Raw genomic sequence first — 17,193 nt, forward strand, 5'->3', positions numbered from 1 at the left:
ATCTCTACGATCCTTCCGAATGCTGGAATTTCTTCAAGGCTGCTGGATATGTCTCAGATTAAAAGCAAAAGGCTTTAGATCCGGACGCTACGCTGTCGAGATTTGATGATCCGATTGGCGGAAGAGCCTCAATAACCGCGTTTCATATCCACACTGTTTAGCAGTTTCTCGCCCTTTTTATGCCTTTTGATCCCTTCGGCAATAATACGCGATCCGGAGACTGGCTGGGTGAAACTGGCTGCATGAGGCGTGACGGTTATTTTTGGATGATTCCAGAAGATATGATCCTGATCCAGTGGCTCGTGGCGATAGACATCGAGGGTCGCCTCGGACAATTGTCCACTGTCGAGAGCCGCGACCAGGTCTTCCTCGACCATATGCCGACCCCGCGCCGCATTGATGACACTGGCCCCTTTGGGAAGCTGATTGAACAGATCTCGATTGAGGATATCGGCCGTTTCTTCGGTCAGAGGCAGAAGGCAGACGAGAATTTCCGTGTTTTTAAGAAAGGCAGGAAGCTGATCTTTCCCGGCGAATGTCTTGATCCCCGGACGCTCCCGCTTGCTTCGGCTCCAGCCGGAAACATCAAACCCCAGATAGCTCAGTTTTTCAGCAGCGTCTGATCCGAGTACGCCCATACCCATAATACCAACCCGACGATCCCAGGCGGCGGGAGGAATATGGGGGATCCATTCTTTCTTGCCCTGCTGCTGCTGATAGACCCGCATGCCCTTGTGGTGATTGAGCACGTTCATCACCACATACTCGGTCATGCCCGAGGTCAGGGCCGGATCAACCATACGTATGACCGGGATCTGAAGGGGGAGTTCAGGGTCAGATGCGAGGTGATCTATCCCGGCGCCGATAGAGAAGATGACCTTGAGATTAGGCAGAGTCTTGAGCAAGCCTGCTGGCGGCTGCCAGACCAGCGCATATTCGATATCTTCCGGGTTGCCGATGTCGGGCAATAGTCGCAGATCAAGATCGGGTATCTCGCGTTCGAGATGCTCGCGCCAAGAGGTAATACGATCCAGATCGGAAATGAAAAGCAATGCCATTAGTTCAGCCTGAACAGGAAGAAGACCAAATCAGTTTAGGGGATCAGACAGAGACCATGCAACTGTAACACGGGTTTATTTTGGGGATGAACTTTCGTTGCATCGGGAAAAATCAACTGTTTACGGCTTCAAGGTGAACGGTTTTCAGATCAAAGGCAGCCTTGATCAGCGCCTGGGTATAGGGTGTTTGCGGATTATCAAAGATCTGCTGTGCAGTACCGATTTCGACGGCCTGTCCATCCCGCATGACAATGACATCATCGGCCAGGGTTCGCACGACCTTGAGATCGTGACTGATAAACAGATAAGTCAGGTTGTGCGTTTTCTGTAAAGCACGAAGCAGATCTACGATCTGGGCCTGAACCGACATATCCAGTGCGGATGTAGGTTCGTCCAGCACCAGGAAACTGGGCTTGAGCACCATGGCGCGGGCAATGGCGATACGTTGCCGTTGACCACCTGAAAATTCATGGGGGTAGCGATGACGACTTTCGGGGTCAAGGCCGACCTCTCGCAGTGCCTCAATAATCATCACTTCCCGATTGCTTTTGCTGCCTCCCAGCCCGTGAACCTTAAGCCCTTCTTCGATAATCTGTCCAATCGAGAGTCGGGGGCTGAGCGAGCCATAGGGATCCTGAAAGACAATCTGCATTTCCTGGCGTAAAGTGCGCAGTTTGCGGCCGCTGATATTGTTGATGACCTTGCCGTTGAAGCGAATGTCTCCCCGGCTGGAAATCAGCCGCAGCAGGGCGAGGCCGAGTGTTGTCTTTCCCGAACCGGACTCCCCGACGATGCCGATGGTATGCCCCTGTCTGATTTTTAACGAGATACCATCGACCGCTTTGATATGATCTACGGTTCGACGAAGTACACCGCGTTTGACGGGGAAATAGACCCGGATATTATCGCAGGCCATAATCTCTGGCGCATCTGGATCTGCTGAAGAAGGGTTGCCTTTGGGCTCTGCAGCAAGCAGGTGTTTGGTATAGGGATGCTGGGCCTGGGTGAAGATGGTTTCGGGCGTGCCCTTCTCGACAATCTGTCCCTTGGTCATGACACAAACGTAATCTGCCATTTTGCGGACAATGCCCAGATCGTGAGTGATCAGGAGGATCGACATACCCAGTTTTTTCTGAAGATCTTTCAGCAGGTCCAGAATCTGGGCCTGAATGGTAACGTCGAGGGCTGTTGTCGGTTCATCTGCGATCAGAAGGTCCGGTTCGTTTGCCAGAGCCATGGCAATCATCACCCGCTGGCGTTGTCCGCCGGAGAGTTCGTGGGGGTAGGACCTGAGGCGTTTCTCTGGCTCTTTGATCCCGACAAGAGTCAATAATTCCAGAGTTCGTTTTCGGGCTGCTTTGGCATCCAGTCCTTTGTGAACCAGCAGGACTTCGTTGATCTGTTTCTCAACCGTATGCAGAGGGTTGAGCGATGTCATGGGCTCCTGGAAGATGATCGAGATCTTGTTGCCACGGATATCACGCAAGACCTTCTCATCGGCGCCGATCAACTCGGTTCCGCGAAACTTGACAGAGCTCCCCTGGGGATGGTGCGCTAGGGGATAAGGCAAGAGCTGGAGAATGGAAAGCGCGCTGACGGATTTTCCAGAACCGGATTCGCCGACCAGGGCGACAGTTTCTCCTTCCCTGATCTTGTAGGTAATGCCAGCGACCGCGTCGACGGTTCCACCTTCACCACGAAACTGGGTGGAAAGGCTGGTGATATCCAGCAGCGGTGTTTCTTCCTGTGCCGAGTGATCGACCAAGACTGTCATGATCGACCTCCATTAAAAAGTTTTCGGGGATCAAAGGCATCGCGGACGGCTTCACCAATAAAGACCAGCAGGCTGAGCATTACCGCCAAAGAAATAAAGGCCGTTGCCCCAAGCCAGGGTGCCTGAAGGTTTGCTTTTCCCTGGGCGAGCAATTCACCGAGGGAAGCTGAGCCAACGGGAAGGCCGAGCCCGAGAAAATCGAGTGAGGTCAAGGCCGTAATGGAGGCGGTGAGGGTGAAAGGCAGAAAGGTCAGGGTTGCGACCATGGCATTCGGCAGGACATGGCGATACATGATCACAAAATCACTGACGCCAAGCGCTTTGGCAGAGCGAATATAATCGAAATTGCGTACCTTGAGAAATTCGGCGCGCACCACACCAACAAAACCGATCCAGCTGAAGAGCATTAGAATACCAAGAAGAGTCCAAAAACTGGGGACAAGCACAGAGCTGACAATGATCAGGATATACAGCGTCGGTAATCCACCCCAGATTTCAATGAACCGTTGGGCAATCAGATCCAGTTTGCCCCCAAAATAGCCTTGAATTGCTCCGGCGGTAACACCAACAACGGCACTGATTGCTGTCAGGAGTAAACCAAAAATAATCGAAACCCGCATCCCATAGATCAACCGTGCGACCACATCTCTTGCCTGGTCATCTGTTCCGAGCCAGTGATCGAAGTCTGGGGGCGTTGGGGCAGGGGCAGACAGGTCATAGGCAACGGTCTGGTAATTGTAGCGAATGGGCGGCCAGATCATCCAGCCTTTGTCAGTTATCAGTTTGTCAACGAAAGGGTCACGGTAGTTGGCTTCAGTTTCAAACTCGCCGCCAAAAGTGGTTTCCGGCAGGGCCTGAACAATAGGGAAATAGGGCTTGCCATCATAAATAATGAGAAGCGGCTTGTCGTTGGCAAGAATTTCAGCGCAGAGGCTCAGACCGAACAGGAGAATGAAAATCCAGAAAGACCAGTAACCACGGCGGTTTTTGGTGAAATTCTTCAGCCTTTTTTTGCCCATCGGGCCGGTTTCCATACCGAGGAAGGTTGTGTGATCGGATATCATCTTCAGACCTCCCGGCTTTCGAAATCGATCCGGGGATCAACCAGCATGTAAGTGACATCGCCAATGATGTTCATCAACAGTCCCACAAGAGTGAAAAAGTAAAGTGTTCCGAACATAATGGGATAGTCTCGGTTAAAGACAGCCTCGAAGCCAAGTTTGCCCAAGCCATCAAGTGAGAAAATCACTTCGATCAGCACTGATCCGGTAAAGAGAACGCCGATAAAGCTGGCAGGAAAGGCCGCGATCACAATCAGCATGGCGTTGCGAAAAACATGGCCGTAAAGGATACGTTTCTCTGTCAGTCCCTTGGATCTGGCCGTCACGACGTACTGTTGTCCGATCTGGTCGAGAAACGAATTTTTTGTCAGCATGGTCAGACTGGCAAAACCGCCAATAACCATTGCTGTAACGGGCAAAATGATGTGCTCAAGGTAATCCAGTACCTTTTCCAGAGGGGGAAGATCGTTCCAGTTTTCTGATGTCAGACCGCTGAGGGGAAGAATGGTGAGATAACTGCCGCCAGCAAAAAGAACAAGCAGCAACACTGCAAAAATAAACCCGGGAATGGCATAGCCGACGATAACAATGCTGCTGGTCCAGACATCAAAAGACGAGCCGTCACGAACCGCTTTGCGGATACCAAGCGGGATCGAAATCAGATACACCAGCAGGGTGGTCCAGAGCCCCAGCGAGATTGAAACGGGCATCTTGTCCAGAACAAGGTCAACCACCTTTCTGTCTCTGAAAAAACTCTCGCCAAAATCAAAGGTAAGATAGTTTCCCATCATGAGCAGAAACTGTTCATGAAGCGGTTTGTCGAGGCCAAACTGTGCTTCGAGTTCTTTTATGAGATCTGGGTCCAGCCCCTGTGCGCCCTTATAGCGACTGTTGGTTGATACCTGGCTTCCGACTGAGCTTCCAAGGTCGTCTCTGTTTTGGGTGATTCTTTCGGAAATCTCCGAGCCCTGACCGCTGAGCTTAGACAGGACCTGTTCCACCGGACCACCAGGGGCGAGCTGGATAATGGCAAAATTGATGATCATGATGCCAAACAGCGTAGGGATCATCAGGAGCAGACGGCGAATGATATAGGCCAGCATTCTAGTTCTCCTCTACTTTGTTGCGCCGTCTGCGGCGCACCAACAGGAGCAAGAGCAGCAGAGTTGCTGTTAAGGTATAGGGACGCCAGTTGTCTTTTTGAAAAAAGGCTTCGGGGTCGGTGAAAAGCTGAAAGGTGAAAAAACGCCGCGTTTTTTCTGGCGGGAGTCCGAGCTTTTCCAGGCCGGCGAGGAAAGCATCAACAATAGCCGGGTTAAAGAATGGTTCGTTGCTGGTCTCTGGCACAGTGGTTTCGGTCTCGCCTTTATTTTCTTCTGAAAGGCGGTTCCTGGCGATGTTTGCGGCAAGGGTCTCTGCTTTTTCCTGATCGAACCACCAGTAGGATGTGCTGGTCCCGCGCCAGGGCGTAACTTCGGGGCGGGAGAACTTGTTCCAATAGAGAACGCGGTCATCTTCAGTATGAAACTGGGGAATGACATAAAAACCCCAAAGTAAAGCGCGATCCAGTGCTCTGACACTGGCGACCAGGTCTTCCCGATCTTTGGCATTGACGACACGTTCGACAAGATCATCTATGACAGGGTCATTAATGCCGGCAAAATTGCCACTGCCTTTACGATCTGCGGTTTCACTGGTCCAGAAACCCCGTTGTTCTGTTCCGGGTGAAATACTGGCAGAGAGTTTTATAATAACAATATCAAAATCGAAATCGCTAATACGGTTATAGTATTGTGACTGGTCGACCAGCCGTGTGCGAACGTCAATCCCGAGCTGCCGCAGATTGTTGACGAAAGGGAGAACTGTACGTTCCATCCCTTTTGAGGCCAGCAGCATTTCAAAAGTCATCTGTTCCCCGGTCTGGGCATTGACCAGTTTGAGATCCTGGACGACCCAACCGGCTTCTTCCAGCAGGGTAAAGGCTTTGCGGAAGTTGTCTCGTGGCCAGCCCATGCCGTCAGTTTTGGGGATTGTAAATGGTTCGATAAAAAGACGCTCGGGAAGACGGTCTCTATGCTGTTCAAGTATCTCCAGTTCCCTGCCTTCGGGGAGACCTGTCGAGGCGAGTTCAGAATTGCCAAAAAAGTTAGTTGAACGGGTCAAGAGTCCAAAGGAAAGCGCTTTGTTGCTCCATTCGAAGTCATAAACATAGCCCAAGGCTTCACGCACCTTGGGGTCTTTGAATATTTCCCGGCGGGTGTTGAGAAAAAATCCCTGAATCCCCTGTGGTCTTTTGTGTGGAATGGATTCTTTTTTCAACCAGCCCTTGGTGATTGCAGGGACATCGTAATCCTGGGCCCAGGCACTGGAGGAACGTTCGTTTCTGTAATCAATCTCTCCAGACTTGATCGCCAGCTTGATGACGTCGTCATCCTGATAATAGGTTGTCCGGATAATATCGAAATTATCCTGGCCTTTGTTCACTGGCAGGTCCTTGCCCCAGTAGTCTTTTACCCGTTCCTGTACGACGTAACGCCCTGCTTCGAAATCCTTGATCCGGTAGGGGCCGCTTTGCAACGGAGGCTCAAGAGTACTCTTGGCAAAGTCCCGGCCTTCCCAGTAATGTTTGGCGAGTATCGGCAGGGAACCGGCTGTAATAGGGAACTCTCTGTTGCCGATCTCTGCCGAGTAGAACTTGACCTGGCGGGGGCCAATTTTTTCGACGCTTTTGATAATAGCAAAAGCATTCTGGACATAAGGATCTGCTTTGGTGGAGATTGTTTCCAGCGAGAAGATCACATCCTCGGCAGTTATCGGTTTTCCGTCGTGCCAACGGGCCTCGGGTCGGAGCGTGAAGGTCACCCATGCCCGGTTTTCCGGCCATTCAAGTGATTCTGCAATCAGGCCGTATTCACTGGCCGCTTCATCTGCACTGGCAGTTAAAAGTGCTTCAGGCTGGAAACCGGGTCCGGCAACCCCTTTGATTATATAGGGGTTGAAACTGTCGAATGTTCCCTCGCTGGCAAGACGCAGTTCTCCGCCTTTGGGGGCAGCGGGATTGACGTAGTTAAAATGAGTGAAGTCCGCCGGGTAACCGGGCTCTCCATGAATGGCTATTCCATGAGATTTTTGAGTTGTTTCGGCCAAAACAGACAGCGGCAGAAATGCGCCAAGGACAAAGCTGACCAGAATGAAACTACGCATCTTCTCGACAAAACCCCCGGAGTCTTGAAAGTGGCAAGGAATAGATCCCCAGCAGAACCAGTTTGAGGGCTTTTGCCAAGACGGGCAAGAGCTGGATTCCTCTCTGGTCAGCAGAAAGGTCAGTCTCGCAGTCTTGTGATGAAAAATGGTTAATAAAACCGGATCAGCCGTTAAATAGTTCGAGGACTTCCTGGTGTAATCTGTGATCCCCCGAGGTAATGACCTTGCCGTCGGAATGCATGCCCAGAGGTTTTCCTTCCCAGTCACTCATGATGCCACCTGCACCTGTAAGTATGGGAACCTGGGCCAGATAGTCGTAGACGCCCATACCTGCTTCGATGGTCAGATCAATGGAGCCGCTGGCGACCAGGCCATAGTTATAACAGTCGCCGCCAAACAGGTTCATTTTTGCCCTGGCTCGCGCGGCATCATATTTGGGAAACTGGTCCTGTTTGAACAGTAAGGGAGAGGTTGTCGCAAGTGTCGCCTGGGCCAAACCCGAACATTCCCGCACGCGAACTTCATTGGTACCCCGGTGATCACGAAACAGTGTGGCTTGCCCCGCAGCCCCGATCCAGCGTTCATTGATCACTGGCATGGAGAGGATACCCATTACAGGTTGATTGTTCCGCAACAGAGCAACGAGGGTGCCAAAGATAGCGTGGCCTGAAATAAAACTTTTGGTGCCGTCAATGGGGTCGAGAACCCAGACAAATTCCGCGTCCTGCTTTTCGCTTCCGTGTTCTTCGCCAATGATCCCGTGATCAGGATAATGTTTGTTGATCATTTCGCGCATTGCGGTTTCGGCTGATCGGTCGGCGATGGTTACAGGCGAAGCGTCGCTTTTACCTTCGACGGTCAACGGGCTGCGGAAGTACTCCAGAATGATGGATCGTGCTGCATCGCAAAGCTGTTCGCCCAGTTCGGTATATTCCGCAGGGCAATTAAAATCTGTGACCATCGTCTGGATTCCGTTTCAGGAGGAGGCAATTGTAAAAGGCTTCTGACGTAGAAAAGGCGACCCGGAGGTCGCCTTTTCCCAATCTTATGTCCAAGGCAGAATCGAGGAGATTATTGCGGCAAGGCTGCGGGGCTGTCGCTCTGCATCCGCATATAGGCAATAAGGTTTGCCCGGTCTTCGACTTTCTTGAGACCAGCAAAGCCCATTTTTGTGCCTGGTGCATAATCTTTTGGCTTGGCAAGAAACTCGTTCAGCGCTTCATAATCCCAGGCTTCACTGCTCATGCCCTGTAGAGCATCGGAGTAACTGAAACCGTCAACCGCAGCACGTCCACGACCCACGATGTCCCAGAGAGCTGGCCCAACCTTGTTGGATCCACCACTTTCAATGGTATGACAGGAAGCACATTTCTTGAAACCTGATTCACCCGCCGCGACGTCTGCAGTCGCCAAAAGGGCGCTGATAGGCTCGATAGAAGGTTCCTCGGCTCCAGCAGAGGCGACTTCGACACCACTGTCAGAAACTTCAATCTTAAAGGCGTTCTCTTCCAGGTCCTTCGGGTGGTAGAGAGATTTGGCTGCGAAACCAGAAGCCATTAAGAGAATGCCGGCAGTTAGGACTGAGGCAAAGATCTTGTTGTTCTCAAGAGACATTCTTCCTGACCCTTTGGGCTTATTGTAAATTTCGGCCCGACAATACCGCTCTCAGGCCTTGCGTTCAATAGCTGGAATTGATTTTTGGCAAGTTTACCCGGTATCTTTACGTTTTTTCTTGCAGAAATCATCCGGAAATCACTTTGGTTGTTGAAAAATGGTCAAATGTGCTATGGCCTGATGCCAGTCACCCTCCAGGCAATATCCTGACATCAGCTCTGTTTGAATTGTCAGGAACGTATATCCGGGGGAGGTATATCATAATGCAGTCAAAATTTGAGGCTTCCGATGTCCTTGCCGCTTAATCCTGTAGTTCTGATCCCAGCGCGGATGGCTTCTTCGCGTTTACCCAACAAGCCTTTGGCGGATATCTGTGGCTTGCCGATGATTGTGCAGTGTTACAAGCGCGCTGTTGAAGCCGGACTTGGCCCGGTTGTCGTGGCCTGTGCGGAGCAGGAGATTGCCGAAGCCGTGGAGAAATTCGGAGGCAAGGCAGTTCTGACCGACCCGGCACATCCATCAGGGTCTGACCGGATCCACGAGGCATTGCAGCTGTTTGATCCCAAGGGTAACCACGATGCAGTGGTCAATGTTCAGGGCGACCTGCCGACGGTTGAGCCACACCTGATCCGGACTGCCTTTGAAGTTCTTAACAATCCGGAGGTGGATATTGCCACCCTTGCAGTCGAGATCCGGGACGAGGAAGAACGGCACAATCCGAATGTTGTGAAAGCTGTCGCTGGTTTTGAAGCGGGGCAGAAGGTTGCCCGGGCCCTCTATTTCAGCCGCAGTACTGCCCCCTGGGATGACGGGGATGTTACCAAGCCGCTCTACCACCACATCGGGCTTTATGCCTATCGGCGACAGGCGCTGGAGCATTTTGTAGCGATGCCAGCATCCCCTCTTGAAAAACGGGAAAAGTTGGAACAATTGCGGGCACTGGAAGCAGGTATGCGGATTGATATTGCTCTCGTTGACACTGTCCCGCTGGGCGTTGATACTCCTGCGGATCTTGAGCGGGCCCGTCAGCTTCTTTCAGTATAATCCACTGCGATACAAGGGGACTCTGCGGTTCGCTCAAATGAGTATCAACACAATTTTTGACCCTAAATGATCTGTAATAATTTACTAGGATAAGGCCTGACTCCCATGACAGACGTCGATCATATTATCGCCTTTCAAGGTGCCAAAGGAGCAAACTCTGACCTCGCATGTCATGCCGTGTTTCCCGAGATGGAATCACTGCCCTGTTACTCTTTTGAAGATACCTTTGCAGCGGTACATGAAGGCAAGGCGCGTCTGGCGATGATTCCGATTGAGAATTCCAGTGCGGGACGGGTGGCTGACAATCATCACCTGATGCCTGAATCCGGGCTGCATATCATCGGTGAGCATTACGAGAAGATCGAGCATCGGCTGTTGGCGCCAAAGGGGGCGTCCCTTGCGGGATTGAAGCAGGTCCACAGTCATGTGCATGCACTGGCGCAGTGTCGAAAATTTTTGCGCGCCCACAATATCGAGCCTGTTGTCGCTGCGGATACGGCGGGTGCTGCGCAACAGGTCGCCAAATGGAATGATCCTGAAATCGGGGCGATTGCTACGTCCCTTGCAGGCAAGATTTATGGCTTGGATACGCTGAACAGCGAAATCAGTGATGCCGAGGACAACACCACGCGGTTCCTGATCATGTCCAAAGATCCAATTGATCCTGATCCTGCAAAAACAAAGGTCATGACCACCTTTGTATTCAGGGTGCGGTCTGTTCCTGCTGCTCTATACAAAGCTCTTGGGGGCTTCGCGACCAATGGTGTGAACATTACCAAACTCGAGAGCTATATTACGGATGGCAGTTTCTCCGTTGCGCAATTTTATGCCGACATCGAGGGGCATCCCAATGCACGTCTGGTGCGTTTGGCTTTGGAAGAGTTGAGTTTCTTTTCCAAGGAAGTCAAAATCCTTGGTGTCTATCCCGCAAACTCTTTCCGTGATCGCGGAATGGCCGCGGAATAAGTTTTCCTGCTTATTGCTGAACAAAAAAAGCCGATCCCAAAAGGATTCGGCTTTTTTTGTGTCCTTCTTGCGGGATCTTACAGGAGTTATTTTTCGGCGAGCCAGTCTTCAACCAACACCCGTGAGATCGAATCCTTGCGGGGCAGGTTAAAGCTGTCGTTTTCAGGGGATGCCTTGAGTTCATCCCGGTGGAACCAGCGGGCGGATTCAATCTCTTTCGGGTCGAGCACGAGCGGGTCGTGGCGGTTGCCTTCAGCGGTAAAGCCGACCATCAGGGATGCGGGAAAAGGCCAGGGTTGTGAAGAGTGGTATTTGACGTTGCGGACGTGAATGCCAACCTCTTCCCTGACTTCCCGGATTACCGTTTGTTCAAGGCTTTCGCCGATCTCGAGAAAGCCTGCCAAAACCGAATGCCCCCCGGGACGCCAGCCAGCGTTGCGGGCAAGCAGGCACCAGTCGCCATCTGTCACACGCATGATGACCGCGGGATCCGTTCGGGGAAAGTGCATACGCCCGCAGCTTTCGCCTGTACAATGACGAACATGCCCGGCTTCGACGGATCTGGTTGGATTGCCACAAGAGCCGCAAAAACGGTGTTGGCGGTGCCAATGGGCGAGTCCTCTGGCATAGGACATGATGGCAGCATCGTCCGGGTCGAGAAAACTCCAGTGGTCGCGTATATCAAGGAAGACCCCCTTCCTGAGGGGGGGAGGGCTTTCTGATTGAGGCAGGATGGCGCCAAGAATCGGTTGTTCATCCTTCAGGCCAAGAAAGATGATCTCCTCAGCGATTTCAAATATCTCGCTGGCATCCAGGGCAGAAAGAAACAGGGGGACAGGTGCCGTTTCAGATACAAAAAGTCCGCGATGCCCCCAGACCGTCGTGACCAGACTGTTCGGGGCGCTACGATATCCCTGTAGCTGTTCGGGGAGCACGCGCAGGTGGGCTGCCCGATCCAGTTTTTCAGTGGTGTAGATATGTAATTTTCCGCTCATGGCCAGAGGGTGACCCAGAGAGGAGGTTCTGTAAATATCCACCTGAAAATATTTTGAGAATATAACCTGGCAGATTTTTGCTGAATAATCTGGTGAATAAATGCAGTAAAAGGGGTTGCCTTCTGGCCAGAGAAGTCCGATATAAGGGGCGAGAGGTTGGCTACGGGCGTGGCGCTCGCCAACCCGGTCAGGTCCGGAAGGAAGCAGCCGTAACGAGTTAGCTGCGGGTCGTAGTTCAGCCTCTCACTTATATCGATGACTACCTAATGAATTGAAGTAACGGGCTTATGGCTCGTTTTTTTATGCCAAAATTTCTCTTTCCTGCTTCTCTTTTCACAGCGTTTGCCTTGTTGCCGCAATGGGGTAAAGTGAGACGAAACAGGAGAAAATCAGCAACTGCATGACCGATAATTCCACAAACAAGCCAATTCAAAAGGGCGAATCCGCTACTGCCTATCAGGTGCTGGCGCGTAAGTATCGTCCTACATCTTTTCGTGATCTTTTTGGGCAGGTGGCACTGGTCCAGACCATTACGAACGCCCTCGAAAGTGGGCGACTGGCCCATGCCTTTGTCTTGACCGGTGTGCGGGGGGTCGGAAAGACGACCTCTGCCCGGATTATTGCCAAGGCACTTAACTGTATCGGAGCAGACGGCAAGGGAGAACCGACAGCAGATCCCTGCGGTGTCTGCGAAAGCTGTGTCTCGATTGCCCAGGACCGTCATGTTGATGTCATGGAAATGGATGCCGCCAGCCGTACCGGTGTGGGGGATATACGAGAACTGATCGAGAGTGTTCGGTACCGCCCGGTTTCAGCGCGCAAAAAAGTTTATATCATCGATGAGGTGCACATGTTGTCCAACAGCGCTTTCAACGCGTTGTTAAAGACTCTGGAAGAACCTCCCGAGCATGTTGTCTTCATTTTTGCCACGACAGAAATCCGCAAGGTGCCTGTGACAGTCCTTTCGCGCTGCCAGAGATTTGATCTGCGCCGTCTGGAGCACGAAGAACTGATTGCACTTTTTTCCAAGGTGATGAAGAGCGAAGAGATTACTTTTGAGGAAGAGGCTCTGGGGCTGTTGGCGCGGGCTGCTGACGGCTCGGCAAGAGATGGTTTGTCTCTGCTTGACCAGGCCATCGCCCTTGGCGGCGGTCGCGCAATCGAGACCGAACCTGTACGCCATATGCTTGGACTTGCGGATCGTACCCGGATTTTTGATCTTCTCGACGTTCTGCTGCGCGGAGACAGTGCCGCGGCACTGGAAATTCTGAGTGATCTGTACCATGGCGGGACAGAGCCGGTCGTGGTCATGAAAGATCTGCTGGAGCTCTGCCATCTTCTGACCCGGGCCAAGCTGGTGCCAAAAACACTGGAATCTCCTGGAACACCCGAAGCGGAACGGGTCCGTGGCGGGGAAATGTGCAGCAGGCTGACCATGCCGTTGCTGGCCCGTGTGTGGCAAATGTTGCTGAAGGGACTGGGAGAGATCCAGACCGCACCGCATCCCCTGCAGGCTGCCGAGATGGTTCTGATCCGTCTGGCCTATGCCAGTACATTGCCAACCCCGGGGGACCTGATAAAAAAGCTCCAGGACGCGCCAGCGGGTAACGCCCCTGCTGGTGACGTCCGAAATGTTTCAGGCGATACAACATATCGAAATATGACTTCCGGGGTGGGACAAGGTGTGTCCCGATCTGGTGGTGTAACGGCTGTTGCCTTGGCGCAGACCGAAGATCTTTCAGGTGAGCAGGTACAATCCTCTCGCCCTGCTCTGGTGGTCGATAATACGGCGCTGAGATCTGCAGGAATGGAGCAGGATGAACCGTTTGCCGCTCCCCAGACCTTCCGCGAAGTGATTGAGCTGGCGCGAGATCAGGGACAACGTATTCTGTCTGCCTATCTGGCAAATGATGTGCATCTCATCCGCTTTGCTCCGGGTGAAATCAACTACAAGCCTACGGATCATGCGCCACGTGATCTTTCTGCCCAAATCCAGCGGCATTTGAAAGAGTGGACTGGCAAGGACTGGAAGGTCACCGAATCTTCGCGCGAAGGCGTCGAAACCATCCGGGTCCAGGAAAAGCAGATCAATCAGGAGCTGGATGAAAAGGCGATGGAGGACGCGCTGGTTAAGGCGGCTCTTCGGCTTTTCCCGGGGAGTAAATTAATTAGCCGAAAAGGCTTGATGCCAGACAACTTTGTAGTAGAAGGCATAGAAGAACAGATACTGATGGATCCAATGGCTGACCCGGATATGGGAGATCCCGATCTCGATGATAGCGAGTTGGTCCGTCGACTTAATAGTGGAGATAATATCTGATGAAAAACCTTGCCGGATTGATGAAACAGGCTCAGCAGATGCAGAGCAAAATGGCTGAAATGCAGGAAGCCCTTACTGCTTTGGAAATTGAAGGCTCTTCTGGAGCCGGCATGGTCAAGGTGGTTATGAGTGGCAAACATGAACTCCGTTCGGTAAAGATTGATCCTTCCCTGATCAACCCGGATGATGTCGAAGTCCTGGAAGACCTGATCATGGCTGCGGTAAACGACGCCAAGACCAAGGTAGAGACAACAACCCAGGAAAGAATGCAGGATGTCACCGGGGGACTTAATCTTCCTGCCGGTATGAAGCTGCCTTTCTAGGTCTGATTGCTTCATGGCAAAGAGCGAGATAGATCGCCTGGCACAACTGCTTTCCCGCCTTCCCGGGCTCGGTCCGCGCTCGGCGAGGCGGGTGGTTCTGCATCTGATGAAAAAGCGGGAAAGTTTGATGCTGCCTTTGGCCAAGGCCATGATGGAGGCCGCGTCAAGCATCACGAACTGTACGATTTGCGGAAATCTCGATTCTGAAAATCCTTGCGGCATTTGTCAGCATCCCAACCGGGATGACAGCAAGATATGTGTTGTCGAAGATGTGGGAGACCTCTGGGCGCTGGAACGCAGCGGTGCTTTCAAGGGACGCTATCATGTCTTGGGCGGGACTCTTTCGGCGCTGGATGGACGTGGTCCGGCCCAATTGAATATTAATAGCCTGCTGGATCGTGCTTCTTCTGAGCAGGTTCAGGAAATCATTCTGGCTCTCAGTGCGACAGTAGACGGCCAGACCACGGTGCATTATCTGAGTGAATGCCTTGCAGGGCATGAGGTGGAAATTTCCAAGCTGGCTCATGGTGTCCCTGTCGGGGGCAGTCTGGATTATCTGGATGACGGCACACTGACAGCAGCCCTGAAGTCGCGACGCTCTACCCGTTAACCCCTATTGTTTTATCCATAAAGGCGGTTTTCCCTTACCATTGTTTCTGATTTGAATGACACCTGATTTAGATTGCATGAGGAAATTATTCTTCCTATGAGTGTTAGAGACCGTCTTCTTGTCGTTCTGTGTTTGTGAGGGGTTATGTCTAAAATCGCATCTTCTGTTTTACTTTTATCCCTGGCTTTTCTCACAGCTTGTAAAACGATGAGTGATAGCTGGAGCGATTGGGAAGGCATTCCCTATCACGAAGCCCTGTTGCAATGGGATGCCCCAGCGCACTCTGATCTTCTTGCCCGCAAGATTTCCTATAACGGCTCTTATCAGGAACAGTGGTCATGGCCAACAGGAGGAATTTTCCTGGCAAAGGCAGGACACGGCTATTATTACCGTGAAGTTCCGGGACCTCGGGAATTTGGCGAGGTGATGTCAGACTGGAGAATGTTTGAAACATCTGCCATAGCAATCAAAGAAGACGAAGTCGAAGAAATTGAGAATAAATATGGGAAATTCCTCTTTGTAGATGTGAAAAACGATGAGGGAGAAGACTGTTGGCTGTTTTTACAGGGAGATTCCCGTGGGCTCTTTTCTGGTTATGAGTGCGGTGCCACTCGAAAAAATAGAGAAGAGCTGTTGCAGTTCGCACAGAACTATCGCGTGAAATAGGCAGGCAAGCTTGTGGCGCATTCAGGTCATCTTTTGAACCAATTTTCCTGTCAGGATCCTGCGCAAAGAAATGTTGAAACACGGGGAATGAATATGAGTGAACTTTCAAAAGGCTTCAGCAAAAGATGCCTTGTCTCGGCGACAGCTCTGATGCTTGGTTTGAGCAGTGTTTCAATGGTTGCAGCAGCGGAAATATCGATTTCGGCTGAAAACAGTCAACAGACAGAACTGGTTTTCTATAGCGGTAACCTTGGTCAAGTCAGTCAGATCCGTCGGGGGACACTGGAAAAGGGACCTTCCACCCTAGCTTTGGCAGATGTCAGCCCATATTTACTGCTCGATAGCCTGTTTCTGGGCGGCCAGGACATCCGGGTACGGGAACAAAGGCTGGATCGGGAAGTTCTTTCCCCCCAGCGTCTTCTTGAAGCGTCTTTGGGGAAAACGGTTACTGTTGTTAAGACCAACCCGGAAACAGGCGAAGAAACCAGTGAATTAGCGCAGGTTCTTGCCGTGAGGGAAGGGTTGGTTCTGAAGATAGGGGATCGCATTGAAACCACGGTTCCCGGACGTCTGGTTTATGATGCCATTCCTGAAGGATTGCGCTCGGAACCTGCTTTACTCGCTGTTGTCGAAAGCAACAAGGCCGGGGATCAGGATCTGTCTCTAACCTATCTGACCACAGGACTGGAATGGGGAGTTACCTATGTCGCAGAGCTGGCGCCAGCAGGAGATCGTCTTCAGCTTACGGCTATGGCCACTCTGACAAACCAGACGGGAGTCGACTTTAAACAGGCTGATGTCCGGCTGGTTGCCGGTGATGTGAACAGAGTCAGTGCCCCCCGTTATGACATGATGCAAAAGGGGGGGATGCCCATGGCGTCCATGGCGATGGAATCTGATGTTGCTATGCCCGAACGCCAGTCTGTTGCCGACCGTGATGTCTATTCGGTTCCGGGTAAAATTGATATCGGTGGCAATGAAAGCAAACAGATCAGTCTGCTGGAAAATTCTTCGGTAGAGGTCGAGCGACGTTTCCGTTTCCAGGGGTTGATCATGCCCTATAATGGTCAGGATGACAGTGGGAGACAGCAAGCCGAGATTGTCCTGAAAACCAAGAATGCCAAGGACAAAGGTTTGGGACAGGCACTGCCTGCAGGAACCTTACGGGTTTATCAGAAAGGCACTGACAAGGCTGCTGCCATTTTTATGGGGGAGGATCTCCTGCCAGCCGTGCCGGTAGGTGAGGATTTCGAACTGCTGATCGGTTCTGCAAACCAGGTAAGCGGCCAGGCCAAGCAAACCTCCTATGAGCAGCTTTCCCGTAACAGCTACCAACTCAGTCAGGAGATCAGCCTGAGCAACAGTGGTAAAGAAGCTGTTGTGGTCGATGTGATCGGACAACTGCCGGGGAATTGGAAAATTCTGGAAGAAAGTGCCAAGCATAAGACCGAGAGCGCCCGAAAGGTGGTTTGGTCGATTGAGGTTCCGGCTGAAGGAAAAAGCAAATTTGACTACAAATTGAGAGTTTCGCACGAATAGCAGAAAAGCTGCTGCGGTT

General features: G+C 51.9%; 15 protein-coding genes and 1 other RNA gene. 8 read left to right on the plus strand and 8 right to left on the minus strand.

Features of this window, described 5'->3' with window-relative positions:
- Positions 1–128: 128 nt before the first annotated feature.
- The 7 genes from O4H49_RS12330 to O4H49_RS12360 form a co-directional block, all read right to left on the minus strand.
- The gene (locus O4H49_RS12330; RefSeq protein WP_269423741.1) at positions 129–1,058 is read right to left on the minus strand and encodes a 2-hydroxyacid dehydrogenase; all 930 of its coding nucleotides are present in this window, start codon (positions 1,056–1,058) and stop codon (positions 129–131) included.
- A 112-nt stretch (positions 1,059–1,170) separates the two neighbouring features.
- Positions 1,171–2,832 carry an ABC transporter ATP-binding protein gene (locus O4H49_RS12335; RefSeq protein ID WP_269423742.1) on the minus strand — a complete coding sequence of 554 codons (1,662 nt, stop codon included), beginning with the start codon at positions 2,830–2,832 and terminating at the stop codon, positions 1,171–1,173.
- Complete coding sequence (locus O4H49_RS12340; protein WP_269423743.1) at positions 2,829–3,896, minus strand: ABC transporter permease; 1,068 nt, start codon at positions 3,894–3,896, stop codon at positions 2,829–2,831. Before O4H49_RS12340 ends, O4H49_RS12335 begins: the two co-directional genes overlap by 4 nt.
- A gap of 2 nt (positions 3,897–3,898) precedes the next feature.
- Positions 3,899–4,996, minus strand: a complete 1,098-nt coding sequence (locus O4H49_RS12345; RefSeq protein WP_269423744.1) for a microcin C ABC transporter permease YejB — start codon at positions 4,994–4,996, stop codon at positions 3,899–3,901.
- Between the two features lies 1 nt (position 4,997).
- Positions 4,998–7,097 carry an extracellular solute-binding protein gene (locus O4H49_RS12350; RefSeq protein WP_269423745.1) on the minus strand — a complete coding sequence of 700 codons (2,100 nt, stop codon included), beginning with the start codon at positions 7,095–7,097 and terminating at the stop codon, positions 4,998–5,000.
- A 163-nt stretch (positions 7,098–7,260) separates the two neighbouring features.
- Positions 7,261–8,058, minus strand: coding sequence for a histidinol-phosphatase (gene hisN, locus O4H49_RS12355; protein WP_269423746.1), 798 nt, complete (start codon positions 8,056–8,058; stop codon positions 7,261–7,263).
- 110 nt (positions 8,059–8,168) lie between these two features.
- Positions 8,169–8,711, minus strand: a complete 543-nt coding sequence (locus O4H49_RS12360; RefSeq protein ID WP_269423747.1) for a c-type cytochrome — start codon at positions 8,709–8,711, stop codon at positions 8,169–8,171.
- Positions 8,712–8,999: 288 nt separating this feature from the next.
- Here O4H49_RS12360 and O4H49_RS12365 point away from each other — a divergent pair, with 288 nt between their 5' ends.
- Positions 9,000–9,755: a 3-deoxy-manno-octulosonate cytidylyltransferase gene (locus O4H49_RS12365; RefSeq protein WP_269423748.1), complete on the plus strand. Its 756-nt coding sequence runs from the start codon at positions 9,000–9,002 to the stop codon at positions 9,753–9,755.
- Positions 9,756–9,860: 105 nt separating this feature from the next.
- Positions 9,861–10,721, plus strand: coding sequence for a prephenate dehydratase (locus O4H49_RS12370; protein ID WP_269423749.1), 861 nt, complete (start codon positions 9,861–9,863; stop codon positions 10,719–10,721).
- An 86-nt stretch (positions 10,722–10,807) separates the two neighbouring features.
- Here the strand turns inward: O4H49_RS12370 and nudC are convergent, their stop codons facing one another.
- A complete protein-coding gene (gene nudC, locus O4H49_RS12375; protein WP_269423750.1) occupies positions 10,808–11,716 on the minus strand; it encodes an NAD(+) diphosphatase in 909 nt (302 codons plus the stop codon).
- Positions 11,717–11,866: 150 nt separating this feature from the next.
- Between nudC and ffs the strand changes: the two genes are divergently transcribed.
- The 6 genes from ffs (at position 11,867) to O4H49_RS12405 (ending at position 17,174) form a co-directional block, all read left to right on the plus strand.
- Positions 11,867–11,964: signal recognition particle sRNA small type (ffs, locus tag O4H49_RS12380), an RNA gene on the plus strand.
- Positions 11,965–12,116: 152 nt separating this feature from the next.
- On the plus strand, positions 12,117–14,036 hold the full coding sequence (locus tag O4H49_RS12385) for a DNA polymerase III subunit gamma/tau (protein WP_269423751.1): 1,920 nt from the start codon (positions 12,117–12,119) through the stop codon (positions 14,034–14,036).
- The gene (locus tag O4H49_RS12390) at positions 14,036–14,359 is read left to right on the plus strand and encodes a YbaB/EbfC family nucleoid-associated protein (RefSeq protein WP_020590871.1); all 324 of its coding nucleotides are present in this window, start codon (positions 14,036–14,038) and stop codon (positions 14,357–14,359) included. The genes O4H49_RS12385 and O4H49_RS12390 overlap by 1 nt, the downstream gene beginning before the upstream one ends.
- Positions 14,360–14,372: 13 nt before the next feature.
- Positions 14,373–14,969: a recombination mediator RecR gene (gene recR / locus O4H49_RS12395; RefSeq protein ID WP_269423752.1), complete on the plus strand. Its 597-nt coding sequence runs from the start codon at positions 14,373–14,375 to the stop codon at positions 14,967–14,969.
- A gap of 207 nt (positions 14,970–15,176) precedes the next feature.
- Entirely contained in the window at positions 15,177–15,635 is a 459-nt protein-coding gene (locus tag O4H49_RS12400; RefSeq protein WP_269423753.1) for a hypothetical protein, read from the plus strand.
- A gap of 93 nt (positions 15,636–15,728) precedes the next feature.
- A complete protein-coding gene (locus O4H49_RS12405) occupies positions 15,729–17,174 on the plus strand; it encodes a DUF4139 domain-containing protein (protein ID WP_269423754.1) in 1,446 nt (481 codons plus the stop codon).
- Positions 17,175–17,193 lie beyond the last annotated feature (19 nt).

This window comes from Kiloniella laminariae, from assembly GCF_027214005.1.
Taxonomy (GTDB): Bacteria; Pseudomonadota; Alphaproteobacteria; order Kiloniellales; family Kiloniellaceae; genus Kiloniella; species Kiloniella laminariae_A.